Annotated in this window: 13 protein-coding genes; 11 read left to right on the top strand and 2 right to left on the bottom strand. The window is 66.7% G+C overall.

Annotated elements, in window-relative coordinates; genetic code table 11:
- Positions 1 to 111 precede the first annotated feature (111 nt).
- Entirely contained in the window at positions 112 to 2,028 is a 1,917-nt protein-coding gene (locus ACIPK7_RS19465; RefSeq protein ID WP_401089628.1) for a sigma-54-dependent Fis family transcriptional regulator, read from the bottom strand.
- 323 nt (positions 2,029 to 2,351) lie between these two features.
- Here ACIPK7_RS19465 and ACIPK7_RS19460 point away from each other — a divergent pair, with 323 nt between their 5' ends.
- Positions 2,352 to 3,872: an aldehyde dehydrogenase family protein gene (locus ACIPK7_RS19460; protein ID WP_192431749.1), complete on the top strand. Its 1,521-nt coding sequence runs from the start codon at positions 2,352 to 2,354 to the stop codon at positions 3,870 to 3,872.
- Between the two features lie 236 nt (positions 3,873 to 4,108).
- On the opposite strand, the gene ACIPK7_RS19455 is transcribed toward ACIPK7_RS19460, so the two are convergent.
- Positions 4,109 to 5,161: an AraC family transcriptional regulator gene (locus tag ACIPK7_RS19455; RefSeq protein ID WP_401089626.1), complete on the bottom strand. Its 1,053-nt coding sequence runs from the start codon at positions 5,159 to 5,161 to the stop codon at positions 4,109 to 4,111.
- A gap of 361 nt (positions 5,162 to 5,522) precedes the next feature.
- On the opposite strand from ACIPK7_RS19455, the gene eat reads away from it, so the two are divergent.
- The 10 genes from eat (at position 5,523) to ACIPK7_RS19405 (ending at position 16,185) form a co-directional block, all read left to right on the top strand.
- Complete coding sequence (gene eat / locus ACIPK7_RS19450; RefSeq protein WP_401089624.1) at positions 5,523 to 6,887, top strand: ethanolamine permease; 1,365 nt, start codon at positions 5,523 to 5,525, stop codon at positions 6,885 to 6,887.
- 11 nt (positions 6,888 to 6,898) lie between these two features.
- On the top strand, positions 6,899 to 8,293 hold the full coding sequence (locus tag ACIPK7_RS19445) for an ethanolamine ammonia-lyase subunit EutB (protein WP_401089622.1): 1,395 nt from the start codon (positions 6,899 to 6,901) through the stop codon (positions 8,291 to 8,293).
- A 15-nt stretch (positions 8,294 to 8,308) separates the two neighbouring features.
- Positions 8,309 to 9,115 (top strand): ethanolamine ammonia-lyase subunit EutC, encoded by an 807-nt coding sequence (gene eutC, locus ACIPK7_RS19440; RefSeq protein WP_401089620.1) that lies wholly within the window; start codon positions 8,309 to 8,311, stop codon positions 9,113 to 9,115.
- A gap of 174 nt (positions 9,116 to 9,289) precedes the next feature.
- Complete coding sequence (locus ACIPK7_RS19435; RefSeq protein WP_401089618.1) at positions 9,290 to 9,835, top strand: GspH/FimT family pseudopilin; 546 nt, start codon at positions 9,290 to 9,292, stop codon at positions 9,833 to 9,835.
- Positions 9,826 to 10,431, top strand: coding sequence for a type IV pilus modification protein PilV (gene pilV / locus ACIPK7_RS19430; protein ID WP_401089616.1), 606 nt, complete (start codon positions 9,826 to 9,828; stop codon positions 10,429 to 10,431). The genes ACIPK7_RS19435 and pilV overlap by 10 nt, the downstream gene beginning before the upstream one ends.
- Positions 10,428 to 11,174: a PilW family protein gene (locus ACIPK7_RS19425; RefSeq protein WP_401089614.1), complete on the top strand. Its 747-nt coding sequence runs from the start codon at positions 10,428 to 10,430 to the stop codon at positions 11,172 to 11,174. The genes pilV and ACIPK7_RS19425 overlap by 4 nt, the downstream gene beginning before the upstream one ends.
- Positions 11,171 to 11,716, top strand: a complete 546-nt coding sequence (locus tag ACIPK7_RS19420; protein ID WP_192431756.1) for a hypothetical protein — start codon at positions 11,171 to 11,173, stop codon at positions 11,714 to 11,716. The genes ACIPK7_RS19425 and ACIPK7_RS19420 overlap by 4 nt, the downstream gene beginning before the upstream one ends.
- Positions 11,703 to 15,140, top strand: coding sequence for a pilus assembly protein (locus tag ACIPK7_RS19415; protein ID WP_401089612.1), 3,438 nt, complete (start codon positions 11,703 to 11,705; stop codon positions 15,138 to 15,140). Before ACIPK7_RS19420 ends, ACIPK7_RS19415 begins: the two co-directional genes overlap by 14 nt.
- A complete protein-coding gene (locus ACIPK7_RS19410; protein WP_401089611.1) occupies positions 15,137 to 15,598 on the top strand; it encodes a type IV pilin protein in 462 nt (153 codons plus the stop codon). The genes ACIPK7_RS19415 and ACIPK7_RS19410 overlap by 4 nt, the downstream gene beginning before the upstream one ends.
- Positions 15,599 to 15,720: 122 nt before the next feature.
- Positions 15,721 to 16,185 (top strand): N-acetyltransferase, encoded by a 465-nt coding sequence (locus ACIPK7_RS19405; protein WP_081517245.1) that lies wholly within the window; start codon positions 15,721 to 15,723, stop codon positions 16,183 to 16,185.
- Positions 16,186 to 16,216 lie beyond the last annotated feature (31 nt).

Here is a 16,216-nt window from a genome sequence, read left to right as displayed (position 1 = left end):
TGGGCGGCAGAGTAGCACAGCGCGCCCCCGCGCGGCCCGCCGCCGGGGCATCAGACGACGAGGTGGGGAGGCGGTTCCCGCAGGCCGGGGAAAGTCGTCACGGGCGTGAAACTACGAGAGGCTCTTCCTGTTCAGACCGTGGCGGTTGAGCTTGCGGTACAGGGTATTGCGACTGATGCCCAGCTGTTGCGCGGCACGGCTGATGTGCCAGCGCTGCGCTTCGAGCACTTCCAGCAGCGCGTTGCGTTCGGCCGTGCCGAGGGTGTCGCCCTCCTCCACAGTTGCAGCAAGCGGGGCGGCAGATTGCACCGGGACGCGGCGCAGGTCCGGCGGCAGGTCGGCCATCTGGATGCGTCCGCCGTCGCACAGCGCACAGAGCGTACGCAGCACATTGCGCAACTGGCGCACGTTGCCCGGCCAGGGGAAGTCCAGCAGGTGCCGGCGCACGTCGTCGTCCAGGCGCACATTGCGCCCCTTGCTCTCCTCGGCGAGCAGGTGGTCGAGCAGCGCGCTGCGGTCGTCGCGCTCGCGCAGCGGCGGCAGCGCCACCACCAGGCCGTTGAGGCGGTAATAGAGGTCTTCACGGAACTGCCCGGCGGCCACCAGCGCTTCCAGGTCCCGGTGGCTGGCGCTGATCAGGCGGATATCCACATCCTGCGGCTCGCCGCCGATGGGCACCACCTGGCGCTCTTCAAGCACGCGTAGCAGGCGGGTCTGCAGGGCCAGCGGCATGTCGCCGATCTCGTCGAGGAACAGCGTGCCGCCATCGGCCTGCTGCAGCTTGCCGCGCATGCCTTCCTTGCGCGCGCCAGTGAAGCTGCCGCCGCGATAGCCAAACAGCTCGCTCTCGATCAGGGTCTCGGGAATCGCCGCGCAGTTCAGCGCGACGAAACTCTTGCCGGCGCGCTCGCCGCCCAGGTGCACGGCGCGGGCGAAGGCCTCCTTGCCAGTGCCGGTCTCACCCTGCAGCAGCAGCGGCACGTCGTGGGCGTAGACCTTCAGCGCACGGCGGAAATCGTGGGCCAGTTGCGGGTCGTCGATGCACAGGCCTTTCGCCAGGGGCGCGCGCGGCAGGACCGGCGCGGCGGCGATGGGTCGCTTGCCACGCAGCAGCGCATAAAGGGTGCGCCCTGCATGGGTGCGCAGCGGCCAGCTGGCATTGGGATGCGGGTCAGCGCGGCTGAACAGGTCGTCCAGCCGGCATTCGAAGAACTGTTCCAGCGAGCGGCCGATCAGGCTGTCCCGGCGGCTACCGAGCAGGTTGATGGCGCTCTGGTTGGCCGCACGGATGCGCCCGTCGCCACCGAAGGCCAGCATGCCTTCGCTGAACAGCCCGAGGCCGTCCGGTTGCAGGTGGAAGCGCAGCAGCCACTGGTCCTCGAAGTGGCGCAGGAAGTAGCAGCTCTCGATGGCCTTGGCGGAGAGGTTGACCAGCGCCATGGTGTGGAACTGGCTCTGTCGCGACACGTCGCGGCGCGCGGAGGACACGTCGAGCACCGCCAGCAGTTCGCCCTGCGGGTCGAACACCGGGCTGGCCGAGCAGGTCAGGCCGGTGTGGCGGCTGCGGAAATGTTCGTCCTGGTGGATGGTCAGCGCCTGGCGCTCCACCAGGCAGGTGCCGATGCCGTTGGTGCCTTCGCGGGCTTCGCTCCAGTCGGCGCCGAGCCACAGCCCGGCCTGCTCGAAGGTGCGCCGCTCGGCGGCTTCGCTGACGCAGTTGAGGATCACCCCGCGGGAGTCGGTGAGCAGCACGGCGTGACCGGCGCCGGAGAGCTGCTGGTGCAGGCTGTTCATCTCGCCGCTGGCGATCTCCAGCACCTGGCGATGACGCTCGCGGACTTCGAGCATGCGCGCGTGTTCCAGCACGGCAGGCGCCATGGGCTGCGCAGGGTCGAGGTGGTATTGCTCCAGACAACGCATCCAGGAGCGGGCGATCGACGGGTCCGCACCGGGGGCACCGGCGGGGGCCTTGCCCTCGGCCACGGTCATGACCTGGCGGGCGTGGCGGCTCAAATCGTTGGCGCGCATTCTTGTTGTTCTCCGCTTGGGGGACGGGAAGGCAGCCCCGGGTTCCAGCGAATGTTTGTAGGACAATTCGCAAGAACGCAGGACAGCATCCCCCACGCGCCCGCCCAATGCAACGCCTGGCCGACCGTCAGGTCACGACTGTCACGTTTACGGGACAAAGTGTCACGAGGCACTGCGCCAGGGGCGTGACAGCGCACTTTCCAGCGCACCGCGGAAATCCGCCCAGCCCACGGGCGGCGCGCCTTTCACTGGCATGGCCCGGCCCTTGCTCTACGCTGAATCAACGTCCTCCCCAACAAGCACAAGACCCAGGAGATCCGACCATGCGTTATGCCCATCCCGGTAGCGAAGGCGCCATCGTTTCGTTCAAGGCGCGCTACGGCAACTACATCGGCGGCGAATTCGTCCCGCCGGTGAAGGGTCAGTACTTCACCAACACCTCGCCGGTGAACGGCCAGCCCATCGCCGAATTCCCCCGCTCCACCGCCGAGGATATCGACAAGGCGCTGGACGCCGCCCACGCCGCCGCCGATGCCTGGGGCCGCACTTCGGTGCAGGACCGCTCGCTGGTACTGCTGAAAATCGCCGACCGTATCGAACAGAACCTGGAGCTGCTGGCCGTCACCGAGACCTGGGACAACGGCAAGCCGGTCCGCGAAACCCTCAACGCCGACATCCCACTGGCCGCCGACCACTTCCGCTACTTCGCCGGCTGCATCCGCGCGCAGGAAGGCAGCGCCGCCGAGATCAACGACAGCACCGTCGCGTACCACATCCATGAACCGCTGGGCGTGGTCGGACAGATCATCCCGTGGAACTTCCCGCTGCTGATGGCCGCCTGGAAACTCGCCCCGGCCCTGGCCGCCGGCAACTGCATCGTGCTCAAGCCGGCCGAGCAGACGCCGCTGGGCATCAGCGTGCTGATGGAACTGATCGGTGACTTGCTGCCCAAGGGCGTACTCAACGTTGTCCAGGGCTTCGGCAAGGAAGCCGGTGAAGCGCTGGCCACCAGCAAGCGCATCGCCAAGATCGCCTTCACCGGCTCCACCCCGGTGGGCTCGCACATCCTCAAGTGCGCCGCCGAGAACATCATTCCGTCCACCGTGGAACTGGGCGGCAAGAGCCCGAACATCTACTTCGAAGACATCATGCAGGCCGAGCCGACCTTCATCGAGAAGGCAGCCGAGGGCCTGGTGCTGGCCTTCTTCAACCAAGGCGAGGTGTGCACCTGCCCGTCCCGCGCGCTGGTGCAGGAGTCCATCTACCCGCAGTTCATGGACGTGGTGATGAAGAAGGTGAAGGCCATCAAGCGCGGCGACCCGCTGGACACCGACACCATGGTCGGCGCCCAGGCTTCGCAGCAACAGTACGAGAAGATTCTCTCCTACCTCGACATCGCCCAGCAGGAAGGTGCGCAGATCCTGGTCGGCGGCTCGGTCGAGAAGCTCGACGGCAATCTCTCCACCGGCTACTACATCCAGCCGACCCTGCTAAAGGGCAACAACCAGATGCGCGTGTTCCAGGAGGAAATCTTCGGGCCGGTGGTGGGCGTCACCACCTTCAAGGATGAGGCCGAGGCGCTGGCGATCGCCAACGACACCGAGTACGGCCTGGGCGCTGGCGTCTGGACCCGCGACATCAACCGCGCGTACCGCATGGGCCGTGGCATCAAGGCCGGCCGCGTGTGGACCAACTGCTACCACCTGTACCCGGCGCACGCTGCGTTCGGCGGCTATAAGAAATCCGGCGTGGGTCGCGAGACCCACAAGATGATGCTCGATCACTACCAGCAGACCAAGAACCTGCTGGTCAGCTACGACATCAACCCGCTGGGCTTCTTCTGAGTTTGTTCTGAGCCACCCGCCCGGCGCGAGCCGGGCACCTCCTCACATCGATCTTTGCGCGGCCTGCGGGCCGCGCTTTTTTATGCCCGGGAAAACGCTACCGGCGGTTGGATTTCGTAGGAGCGGACTCGAGCACGGAGCGAAGCCTGTAGGAGCGAGCCTGCTCGCGAACCCGCCCAGCTCCGGATCTGCCAGGAAATCAGTTCGCGAGCAAGCTCGCTCCTACGAAAAGCAGCTCAGCTGGCGTCGCTGCGCCACTGCCGCGGGCTCACCCCGAACCAGCGGCGGAAGGCGCGGGAGAAGGCGCTGGTCTCGGAATACCCCAGCAACGGCGCGAGCTCGGAGATCGGCCGTTGCGGCTGGCGCAGATAGTGCAGCGCCAGCTCACGGCGGGTGTTTTCCACCAGCTGGCTGAAGCTCAGCCCCGCCTCGCGCAAGCGCCGTTGCAGCCCGGCGGTGGTGAGTTCGAGCTGCTCGGCGATGATCTCCAGCGACGGCTCGCCGTCCGCCAGCGCGAGGCGAATCTGCGTGCCGGCGTCCTCCACCAGATTGGGCGCGCCGCCCTGTTCGCCCAGGCGACGGATCACGTCCTGTACCAGGAACAGCAGGTTGGCGTCGCGCTCGGGCATCTGCCGGCCGTAGAGGTCGCGCTTGGGAATCAACATTGAATTGCAGCCGCGCTGGAACAGCACCGGCGCGTCGAACACCCGGCCATGCTCCTGCCAGCCCTCAGGCCGCGCGTGCTCGAAGCTCACCGCGCGCGGCGCCCACTCGGGACCGAGCGCGTGGCGCATCAGGTTCAGCGCCATGCCCAGGGTCAGCTCGGCATCCTGGCGGCGGTCGAGGATGGCGCCATGGCGAACCTGGTAGTCGAAGCGATAGCACTCGCCGCAATCCACCAGTCGGATCAGAGTGTCGTGCTGGTGATAGGGAAAGGCGGCGGCGAAGTTCTTCAGCGCCTCTTCCAGCGTCTCCGAGCACAACCCGACGTAGCCCAGAAGGCCGAGCTCATGGGGGCGGAACTGCTCGCCGTAGCGCAGCCCGAAGTTGTCGCACCCCGACTGTCGCGCAGCCTCTTCCAGCACCTGGCAGTAGTTGGTCAGCGCCAGGCTCAGGGTGGGATGCAGCAGGCGCTCCGGGTCGATGCCGGCGCGGCCGAAGACGCGGTCGATGTCGCCGCCCTGGTCGCCGATGAAGCGACCCAGGCCGCTGGCGGCGGCGGACAGCACGCCGATGTTGCTGGCCAGGGGCAGGCTCAGGCCGGACGGGGAAAACAGAGGCTGGCTCATGTCGGTTACCGATCTTGTTATGAGGCGCTCGAGGCACGTCGCACGCAGGAACAGAGGACGAAAAAACAAAGCAAATCCCGTGCCTCGCCGGCCCGTTACCAACAACCCCGACACGGCGCCGCGCCTGGCCTGCAGCTGCCACAGCACGGGGCAGAGAGGCGATTTCCGGCACCAGAAGCGGGCACCGTGCGCGCGGTGGGGCGATGGGTAACAAACAGTTGACCCTGCACGGCGAAAGCCGGTTCCAGCGGTCAAGTCTTGCGCGGCAGTACGCCACTACCATCGGGTCTCAGGTATCCGTCCACGCCCTGCGGCCCGCCCTGGTTGCGGCCTATCCCTTGCGGAGAGAGGAATAACAACAATGAGCGCATCACAACTCAAACCAACGCTTGGCACCCTGCACCTGTGGGGCCTCGCCGTGGGACTGGTGATCTCCGGCGAGTACTTCGGCTGGAGCTATGGCTGGGCCGCCGCCGGTACCCTGGGCTTCCTCGTCACCACGCTGATCGTGGCGGTGATGTACACCTGCTTCATCTTCAGCTACACCGAGTTGACCACCGCCATCCCCCACGCCGGTGGCCCCTTCGCCTACAGCCTGCGGGCCTTCGGCAAGACCGGCGGGATGATCGCCGGCATCGCCACCCTGATCGAATTCGTCTTCGCCCCGCCGGCCATCGCCATGGCCATCGGCGCCTACCTCAACGTGCAGTTCCCCGGCCTCGATCCGAAGTGGGCGGCCACCGGCGCCTACTTCATCTTCATGACCCTGAATATCCTCGGTGTAAGCATCGCCGCCACCTTCGAACTGGTGGTGACCGTGCTGGCGGTAGCCGAGTTGCTGGTGTTCATGGGTGTGGTCGCACCGGGCTTCAGCTTCAGCAACTTCGTGCTCAACGGCTGGGCCGGCTCGGATGTATTCGGTTCCACCGCCATGGCCGGCATCTTCGCCGCGATCCCGTTCGCCATCTGGTTCTTCCTCGCCATCGAGGGCGCTGCCATGGCAGCCGAGGAGGCGAAAGACCCGAAACGCACCATCCCGCGCGCCTACATCGCCGGCATCCTGACCCTGGTGACCCTGGCCATCGGCGTGATGATCTTCGCCGGCGGCGTGGGCGACTGGCGCACCCTGTCGAACATCAACGACCCGCTGCCGCAGGCCATGAAAGCGGTGGTGGGCAACAACTCGACCTGGATGCACATGCTGGTGTGGATCGGCCTGTTCGGCCTGGTGGCGAGCTTCCACGGCATCATCCTGGGTTACTCGCGGCAGTTCTTCGCCCTGGCCCGCGCCGGCTTCCTGCCGCGCAGCCTGGCCAAGCTGTCGCGCTTCCAGACCCCGCACCGCGCCATCCTCGCCGGTGGCGCCGTGGGCATCGCGGCGATCTTCAGCGACGGCCTGATCAGCCTGCAGGGCATGACCCTGACCGCGGCGATGATCACCATGAGCGTGTTCGGCGCCATCGTCATGTACATCATGAGCATGTTCAGCCTGTTCAAACTGCGCCGCAGCGAGCCGGACCTGGAGCGCAGCTTCCGTGCGCCGGGCTACCCGGTGGTGCCGGCCATCGCGCTGGTCCTGGCGCTGGTCTGCCTGGCTGCGATGCTATGGTTCAATAGCGTGATCGCCTCGGTGTTCCTGGTGCTGATGATCGGCGGCTGCTCCGTCTGCAGCATCGTCATCAGCCTCAATCGCGGCACCGACGCATCGTTCGCCAGTCAGGGTTGAGGAGAAGCGCCATGTCCGGATTCGTCCACAGTGTCGGTGGCCAGACCTGGCGCTTCGACAGCCTGCGCGAGGTGATGGCCAAGGCCAGCCCGGCGCGCTCCGGCGACCGCCTCGCCGGGGTCGCCGCAGGCAGCGACGCCGAGCGCGTCGCCGCGCAGATGGCGCTGGCCGACATCCCGCTCAAGCACTTCCTCGACGAGGCGCTGATCCCCTACGAGAGCGATGAAGTCACCCGACTGATCATCGACAGCCACGACCGCCAGGCCTTCGCGCCGGTCAGCCACCTCACGGTGGGCGGCCTGCGCGACTGGCTGCTCGGCGATGCCGCCGACGAAGCCAGCCTGCGCGCCCTGGCGCCTGGACTGACGCCGGAAATGGCAGCCGCAGTGTCGAAGATCATGCGCGTGCAGGACCTGGTGCTGGTCGCGCAAAAAATCCGTGTGGTCACGCGCTTTCGCAACACCATGGGCCTGCGCGGGCGCATGTCCACGCGGCTGCAACCCAACCACCCCACGGACGACCCTGCCGGCATCGCCGCCAGCGTGCTCGACGGCCTGCTCTACGGCAACGGCGACGCCATGCTCGGCATCAACCCGGCCACCGACAGCCTGCAGTCGATCTGCACCCTGCTGGAGATGCTCGACGCGATCATCCAGCGCTACGAGATTCCCACCCAGTCCTGCGTGCTCACCCACGTCACCAGCTCCATCGAGGCGATCAACCGGGGCGCGCCGCTGGACCTGGTGTTCCAGTCCATTGCCGGCACCGAAGCGGCCAACGCCAGCTTCGGCGTGAGCCTGTCGATCCTCCAGGAAGGCTACGAAGCCGGGCTGTCGCAGAAACGCGGCACGCTGGGCGACAACCTCATGTACTTCGAGACCGGCCAGGGCAGTGCGCTGTCGGCCAACGCCCACCACGGCGTCGACCAGCAGACCTGCGAGGCCCGCGCCTATGCAGTGGCACGGCACTTCAAGCCATTCCTGGTGAACACCGTGGTCGGCTTCATCGGCCCGGAGTACCTGTACAACGGCAAGCAGATCATCCGCGCCGGCCTGGAAGACCACTTCTGCGCCAAGCTGCTCGGCGTGCCCATGGGTTGCGACATCTGCTACACCAACCACGCCGAGGCCGACCAGGACGACATGGACATGCTCCTGACCCTGCTCGGCGTGGCCGGCATCAACTTCATCATGGGCATCCCCGGCTCCGACGACGTGATGCTCAATTACCAGACCACCTCCTTCCACGACGCGCTCTACGTGCGACAGACGCTGGGCCTACGCCCGGCGCCGGAATTCGAGGCGTGGCTTGCGCGCATGGAAATCCTCCGCCAGCAGGACGGCCGGATACACATGGCCAGCCAGTTGCCCGGCGCCTTCCGCCATGCGCTCGCGCAACTGTCCTGAGTTGAGGAGTCTTCAATGAGTGACAGCTTCACCCCCAACCCCTGGCAGGAATTGCGTCGACTGACCGCCGCGCGCATCGCCCTCGGCCGCGCCGGCACCAGCCTGCCGACCGGCGCGCAGCTGGACTTCCAGTTCGCCCACGCCCAGGCGCGCGATGCCGTGCACCTGCCCTTCGACCGCGACGGCCTCGCCGCGCAACTGGCCGAGCGCGGCCGCGAAACCTTGCTGCTGCACAGCGCCGCCGCCGACCGCGACACCTACCTGCAACGCCCGGACCTGGGCCGCCGGCTGAACGAAGAATCGGCGGACATCCTGCGCCGCCACGCCGACCGCCACCCGCAGGGCTACGACCTGGCCGTGGTGATCGCCGACGGTCTTTCGTCACTGGCCGTGCAACGTCACAGCCTGCCCTTCCTCGAACGCATGGAAGAACAGGCGCGCAACGAAGGCTGGAGCCTGTCGCCGGTGGCGCTGGTGCAACAGGGCCGGGTCGCGGTAGCCGACGAAGTCGCCGAGCTGCTGCGGGCGAAGATGGTGGTGATCCTGATCGGCGAACGCCCCGGCCTGTCCTCGCCCGACAGCCTGGGCCTGTATTTCACCTGGGCGCCGAAGGTCGGCCTGAACGACGCCTACCGCAACTGCATCTCCAACGTTCGCCTGGAAGGTCTGAGCTACGGCCTCGCCACCCACCGCCTGCTCTACCTGATGCGCGAAGCCTGCCGCCGCCAGCTGTCGGGGGTGAACCTGAAGGACGAGGCTGAACTCCCGGCATTGGAGGGCGAGAGCGCCGGCAGAACCGGCAACTTTCTTATCGGTGGCTGAGTCATCAGCACGATGAGCCGTGCGGGCCTGTGTCGCCCGCAGCGTGAACGCGACCACATGCCGCGCAGCGGGTCGCCGTCTTTAAGAATCGTCTTAAATCACCCCCGCCACCCGTCGCGATAAAAACCAGGCCATCAAGGACCGTGCCTGGCGCACGAAAGGAAGCGCCAGCGCATGGCGTTTCATGACGATGGCGAGACGATGGATTCACCCAAGACTCAGTTGCATGCTCGTGTCAGCCCCCAACCTGTTCAGCGTGGCTTCACCCTGATCGAAGCGATGGTCACCATCGCGATCCTGGCGATCCTGCTGGGCATCGCGGTGCCCTCCTTCGACCTGCTGATCAATCGCAACCGCGCGCAGAGTACCGGTAAGCAATTGGTCGCGGTGCTTCAGTACGCCCGCGCCCAGGCGCAGATCGGGCACCAGCCGGTGCGGGTGACGCCGCAGAGCAGCGGCGACTGGACTTCGGAGCTGAGCGTCGGTCGACTGCGCGGCGGCGACCTGCAGGGCCATCGAGAGATAGAGTTGCGTAGGACCCGGCTCGACGAATCCGCAAAGGTGCTCATTACCCAGAAGCCGACCGCTGCGCTGGAGTTCGACGGCAACGGCATCGCTACCGGCGGCGGCAACTTCCCGCGGGTCTTCACCCTCACTGCCGGCAGCTACTCGAGCAAGGTCTGCCTGCAACGCGGCGGAGCGGTGGGGCCATGCGACTGACGCGCCGATCCCATGCCACCCAGCGGGGCTTCTATCTGATCGAGGTCATGGTGGCAGTGATGCTCACCAGCGTCGCCCTGCTTGGCCTGCTGGCCCTGCAGAGCCGCAGCATCGCCTATGGCCACGACAGCCAGCAGCGGCAGAACGCCCTGCTGCTGGCCGCCGACCTCGCCCGCAGCATCCAGGCCAATCGCGAGGCGCTGGTCAGCAAGGGCAAGCTCAGTACCGACGCGGCCTACCTGGTCCCGGCCGGCAGCAGCTTCCCCAGCCTCGGCAGCGGCCAGAGCTGCGCCACCAGCGGCCTGGGCAAGGCGGACCGGGCCAAGCGCGAACTGGCCTGCTGGGTCGAACAGTTACGCCTGAAGCTCAACACCGACGATGCGCTGTTGGGCGATGCCACCTTCATCTGCCCCAGCCGCGACGGCAAGGCCTGCGACGCCGGTTCGCGCCAGCCGCTGCTGCTGATCCAGCTGGCCTGGCACAGCCGCAACTGCCAGGCCGGCAGCCCGACCACCGCTGACGATGACGACGCGGCCTGCCTTTCCGGCAGCGATGCAGGCGGCGTCGAACGCTACCGACTGAGCTTCCAGCCATGACCCTGCATCGCCAGAGCGGCCTGTCCCTGATCGAGCTAATGGTCGCCATTGCGCTGGGCGTGATGGTGCTGCTGGGCGTGCTGCAGATCTACCTGTCGGGCAGCGACCACGCCGCCTTCAACCATGCCCAGCAGCAGAACCAGGCCAATGCCCGTTTCATCCTCGACCTGCTGCAGCGCGAGAGCGGGCAGGCCGGCTACAGCGCCTGGGTGCGCCACGCCACCGATGCCGATGCGCAGCAGTACGACTTCGTCATCGACCGCGAAGGCCCCTTCCCTGCCCTGACCGACACGGTCACCGGCTGCATCTTCGGCGCCGGCAAGGTCGCCAGCCTGGATGCCGGCGGTCGCGGCCTGTGCCTGCGCTACCAGCGCCCCCAGCGCAGCGATGCGCAAGTACACCAGGATTGCACCGGCGCCCCGCTCTACAGCAATGACGACGCCGGCAATCCGCAGGTATTGGTCAGCCACCTGCGCCTGGTCGACGGCGAGTTGCTGTGCAAGACCAACAACGCCTTGTCCGCCGGCGAGGTCGCCCTTGCCAGCGGCATCCACGACCTCATGTTCGCAGTCGGCTCGACCAACCAGCTCCGCGCCGGCCTGGTGCTCACCTCGACCCGTGCATTGCTGCCCGAAAACTGCACCTACCAGGACCCGCTGAACCCCGCGACGACGAAGAGCACCGGCGCGCGCGGCCTGTGCAGCGCCTTCACGCAGACGCTCTACCTGAGGAATCAGCCATGAACCGGCAACGTGGCCAGACCCTGCTCATCGCCCTGCTCATGCTACTGGCGCTGAGCATCCTGACCCTGGGCAACCTGCGCAGCGGCTTGCTGCTGGATAACAGCCTGGCCGAGTCAAGGGACTACCAGGCGGCGCTGGGCGGCGCCGATTCGGCGATCAGCGAAGCCCTGGACCGGACCCGCTACAGCCCGACGATGGCCGTGGGCGAGGCCGACACCTGCATCAGCACCGCGCAGAGCCAGCAACAGATACTGCTGTGCGACCGACTCTGGCTCGAACCAGACAATGCCGCCAGCAGCGCACTGCTGACACGGGCGCGCACCTACCGAGGCAACGACCTGGCCAATCCCGACCAATTGGCGGAACTGAGCAGCGCGCCGCGCTGGTACGTCGCCGCGCAATGCGAGAGCCGCTCCTCAAGCGCCATGGCCGACTGCCTGGCGGGCAACGGCACCTTGCTGCTGCAGATGAATGCCCTGTCCACCGGCATCACCGACCAGGCCCTGGTCCGACTACAGGAGTACGCCCGTGTCCAGCGCTGACCCGTTCCGCTCGCCGCCCCGTCTCGCCGCGTTGGCCGGCCTGGCGATGCTGCTCACTGGCGCGGGGGCGCAAGCCGCAGCCCCGAGCCAGGCGCCGCTGTTCCTGGTGGAAGGCGTCTCGCCCAACCTGATCGTCACCCTCGACGACTCCGGCAGCATGACCAGCGCCTACACCCCGGATGGCATGAGTTCCTACAGCATCGCCAACCGTTCCACCGCCTACAACCCGATGTACTACAACCCCGACATCACCTACGAGGCACCGTGGAAGGTCACCTTCAGCGGCGGCCGGATCGTCAGCGAGCGCTACGTCACCAGTTTCGACAAGGCCTACTACGATGGCTTTCTCACCAACCAGACCGGCACCGGCGACCTGAACCGCAATACCGGCAACGGCTACAGCCAGAACGCAACCCAGGCGGTCAACAGCACCGACAGCTACCAGCGCTACGCTCACTACTACCAGTTCAACGCGTCCTGCCCGCATGCGCGCAATGTGGCCACCAGCAGCCTCAGTGCCGTGCAGAACTGCGCGGCGGACTCGTCGTTCACCAGTGCCAACGCCTGCACCCGCACCTGCTTCACCCCGCACTGGGTCAGCACGGCGGAAGAAAAGCAGAACTACGCCAACTGGTTTTCCTTCTACCGTACCCGCCAGCTCGCCACGCGCACCGCCGCCAACCTGGCGCTGTTCGACCTGCCCGAGCACATCCGGGTGACCTGGCAGGCGCTGAACAGCTGCTACAACACCAACTTCAACATGAGCTCCACGGCCTGCGGCAACCAGACCCTTGCGACCTTCGCCGGCCAGCACAAGGCGGACTTCTTCAACTTCACCAGCCGCCTCGCAGCCAGTGGCGGCACGCCCCTGGGAACGGCGCAGAATCGGGTCAACAACTACCTGAGCAACACCACCGCCTATAACCCCTATGCCCGCGCGCCGGGCAGCCCCCGCGACGTTAAGACCGAATACGCCTGCCGGCCCAGCTACCACCTGCTGATGACCGATGGCTTCGGCGACGGCTCCGGCGGCAGCAACGCCGACGGCACAGCGCGAACCCTGCCCGACGGCACCGCCTTCGCCGCAACGGCGCCCTATCAGGACAAATGGTCGAACACCCTTGCCGACAATATCTTCCTCGGCTGGGCCACCGATGCCCGTCCCGACCTGGAAAACAAGGTTCCGCCGCGCTTTCGCGACGGCAACGACTACTGGAACCCGAAGAACGACCCGGCCACCTGGCAGCACATCACCACCTACACGGTAGGCCTGGGGCTCGGCCCGACGCTGAAGTACCTGCAGTGGGACGGCGACACCTATTCCGGCTCCTATCGGCAGTTGCTCGACGGCACCCGGAGCTGGCCCAACCCGAGCGCCAGCACCAGCCTCGACGGCATGACCGTCACCGCCAACGAAGGCAAGGTGGCCGCGCTCTGGCACGGCGCGCTGAACTCCCGCGGCGAGTTCTTCAGCGCCGACTCCACCAGCGAACTGGTGAAAGCCTTCCAGGCCATCGTCAGCAGTATCTCCAGCAACCAGCTGGCGGTAGCCGCTGCAGGCGCCAGCTCCACCTCGCTGAGCACCGACACCCACCTCTATCGCGCCAGCTACCAACCCACCGACTGGAGCGGCGACATCCTCCAGTACCGCCTGGATGCACAGGGCAATACCCAGGCGAACTCCGCGCTGTCGTTCCGCAACCAGCTCAACCAACGCTCACCGGCCAGCCGCAGCATCTACGCCAATACCGCACCGGACAGCACCAAGGGCCACCTGCAGGCCTTCACCTGGGGCAACCTCGCGGCCCATCAGCAACAGCTGCTCAACCGCGCTCCGGGTACCCAGCGCGAGGACCATCTGGGAGAGAAACGCGTCGCCTGGCTACGCGGCGATCGCAGCGACGAAGGCGACACCTTCCGCGCCCGCAACCATCTGCTGGGCGACATCATCTACTCCTCGCCCGTGGTCGTCGGCCCGCCGTCCGCCGTCACCTATTATCTGGAGAAGGCCTCCGGCGCGACCGGCTACGACGCCTTCCGGCAGGCCAACGCCGATCGCGGGAGCCGCCTTTACGTCGGCGCCAACGACGGCATGCTGCACGCCTTCGACGAGACCGGCCGGGAGCGCTGGGCCTTCATTCCCGCTGCCGTTTTCGGACAGCTCAACTACCTCTCCGACATCCGCTACGCCGCGCGCTCAGAGGAGGAGAACACCAACAGCCTGCACCGCTTCTATGTCGACGGCAGCGCGGTCACCCGTGACGTCCATTTCGATGGCAGCTGGCATACCGTGCTGGTCATGGCGTCCGGGCGCGGCGGGCGCGGCCTGTTCGCCCTGGACATCACCAACGCCGACCAGCCCCGCCTGCTCTGGGAGCATTCGGGCAGCGCCAGCAGCGAGAACGGCAAGGACATCGAGTTCGGCTACCTGCTCGACCGGCCGGTGATCACGATCTCCGACGGCGTTGCCTATGTGCTCACCGGCAACGGTTACGACACCGCCAAGGGCTACTCGCTGTCGATCCGCCTGGAGGACGGGCGCATCAGTGCCGCCAGCGAGTCCGCCGCTGGTGACGGCGAGGTCGGCAGCACGGTCGCCTGGACTCGCGCCACCAGTCCAGGCGAACTCGCCCAGCGTTACTACGGCAGCCTGCAGGGCAATCTCTATCGACAGGCCGGCCTCGAGACTGCCTCCAACCTGCTGTCGAGCATCCCCGCCGCGCGCAACCAGCCGCTGAGCGCACCTGCCGAAGTCACCCAGCATCCACGCGGCGGGCAACTGGTGATCGCCGGCACCGGCAAGTACTTCGAGGGAGGCGACAAGGAAGGCGCCGTCAGCCGCCAGTCCCTTTATGGCTTCTGGGACCAGACCGACTACCTCGCCCACGTCGACGGAGCCGGCGCGCCGGCCACGCTGAACAGACTCACCGATCTGCAGGCACAGACGCTGGCCCTGGAGACCGTCACCCACAGTGCCGGCACCAGCGAAGTCCGCCAACTGAGCCGTACCCCCGTGGCCTGGGACAGCAGCGGCAAGCGCGGCGTCGGCACCCGTGGCTGGTACTTCGACCTGGCCGATGGCGAGCGGGTCCTCGACCAGCCCTTCATGCTGGGCGACGTGCTGTTCGTCACCGTCGGCGAGCCCAATGCCGACCCCTGCAGCGCAGGCATCACCTACTGGCTGCTGGCGGTGAACCCGAAGACCGGCGGCGCGCTGGACTTCAACGTGTTCGACCTGATTGGCGACGGCTCCTTCAGCGAGGCCGCCAGCGGCATGCGCATCGACGGACCGGTGACCCGCATCGGCGACAGCCTCTACACCCCGGATGGCAGCCGTCTGCCTGTGCAGCTATTCGACCCGGTGAACCAGGGCCGCTTCAACTGGCGGATCATGAACTACAACCTGCCCGTGAGTTACCCATGAGAACCCCGCCTTCGGCATCTGCGTCGCGCATCACGAAAGCTGGCGGATTCACCCTGGTCGAACTGATGGTGGTGGTGTCCATCCTGGCCCTGCTCGCCGGAATCGCCATTCCCAGCTACCGCCAGTTCGTCCTGCGCGCCAATCGCAGCGAGGCCCAGACCCTGCTGCGCGATGCCGCGGCCCAGCAGGAGCGCTACCTGGCGCAATACAGCAAGTACACCAACGACCCAACGAAGCTGGCGTTCACCTACCCGCTCACCGCCGACGGCAGGCGCCTCTCGACACATCAGTTGTACGAACTGGCTGCCGAGCATCCCGACGGCAACACTCGCCGCTATCGACTGACCGCGCTGCGAAGCGGCACTCAGCTGCGCGACTCGGACTGCGGCGACTTCACCCTGGACGAGCGGGGCACCCGCGGCGTGAGCGCAGGAAGCGTCGACAGCTGCTGGCGCTGATCAAACGCTCGCTTGGATTGCGCTTTCAACAATTTCTGGTGCAGCATCGGACCAATGGCTATCCACTGGCATAGCCCCTGCATTGCCATACCAGCCCACTCACCTCCCGCCGAGGCCCGCTCATGCGCATTGTGCAAGCCACGCTCGACCACCTCGATCTGCTCGCGCCGCTGTTCGTCAAATACCGCGAGTTCTACGGCATGCTCCCCTACCCCGAATCCTCGCGGAAATTCCTCGAGAAGCGCCTGCGCCGCAAGGAGTCGGTGATCTACCTGGCCCTGCCGGATGACGACGACAGCAAGCTGCTGGGCTTCTGCCAGCTCTACCCGAGCTACTCCTCGTTGTCGCTCAAGCGCGTGTGGATCCTCAACGACATCTACGTCGCCGAAGAGGCGCGCCGCCAGCTGGTCGCCGACCACCTGCTGCAGACCGCCCGGCAGATGGCCCGCGAAACCCAGGCCGTGCGCATGCGCGTGTCCACCAGCGTCAACAACGAAGTGGCGCAGAAGGTCTACGAGTCCATCGGTTTCCGCGAGGACAGCGAATTCAAGAACTACATCCTGCCGATCAGCGACGACCTCAACTGAGGCCCAGCTCCAAGGTGCGGGGCGGCCCGCT

This window comes from Pseudomonas sp. NPDC086581, assembly GCF_044746165.1.
GTDB lineage: Bacteria > Pseudomonadota > Gammaproteobacteria > Pseudomonadales > Pseudomonadaceae > Pseudomonas.
The sequence above is the reverse complement of the archived record's forward strand: the minus strand, read 5'-3'. Positions and strand labels throughout refer to the sequence as shown.

Bases quoted from the DNA above. Each gene is read 5' to 3' on its own strand.
- ACIPK7_RS19465 (WP_401089628.1), bottom strand. From the start codon at position 2,028: ATGCGCGCCAACGATTTGAGCCGCCACGCCCGCCAGGTCATGACCGTG.
- ACIPK7_RS19460 (WP_192431749.1), top strand. From the start codon at position 2,352: ATGCGTTATGCCCATCCCGGTAGCGAAGGCGCCATCGTTTCGTTCAAG.
- ACIPK7_RS19455 (WP_401089626.1), bottom strand. From the start codon at position 5,161: ATGAGCCAGCCTCTGTTTTCCCCGTCCGGCCTGAGCCTGCCCCTGGCC.
- eat (WP_401089624.1), top strand. From the start codon at position 5,523: ATGAGCGCATCACAACTCAAACCAACGCTTGGCACCCTGCACCTGTGG.
- ACIPK7_RS19445 (WP_401089622.1), top strand. From the start codon at position 6,899: ATGTCCGGATTCGTCCACAGTGTCGGTGGCCAGACCTGGCGCTTCGAC.
- eutC (WP_401089620.1), top strand. From the start codon at position 8,309: ATGAGTGACAGCTTCACCCCCAACCCCTGGCAGGAATTGCGTCGACTG.
- ACIPK7_RS19435 (WP_401089618.1), top strand. From the start codon at position 9,290: ATGGCGTTTCATGACGATGGCGAGACGATGGATTCACCCAAGACTCAG.
- pilV (WP_401089616.1), top strand. From the start codon at position 9,826: ATGCGACTGACGCGCCGATCCCATGCCACCCAGCGGGGCTTCTATCTG.
- ACIPK7_RS19425 (WP_401089614.1), top strand. From the start codon at position 10,428: ATGACCCTGCATCGCCAGAGCGGCCTGTCCCTGATCGAGCTAATGGTC.
- ACIPK7_RS19420 (WP_192431756.1), top strand. From the start codon at position 11,171: ATGAACCGGCAACGTGGCCAGACCCTGCTCATCGCCCTGCTCATGCTA.
- ACIPK7_RS19410 (WP_401089611.1), top strand. From the start codon at position 15,137: ATGAGAACCCCGCCTTCGGCATCTGCGTCGCGCATCACGAAAGCTGGC.
- ACIPK7_RS19405 (WP_081517245.1), top strand. From the start codon at position 15,721: ATGCGCATTGTGCAAGCCACGCTCGACCACCTCGATCTGCTCGCGCCG.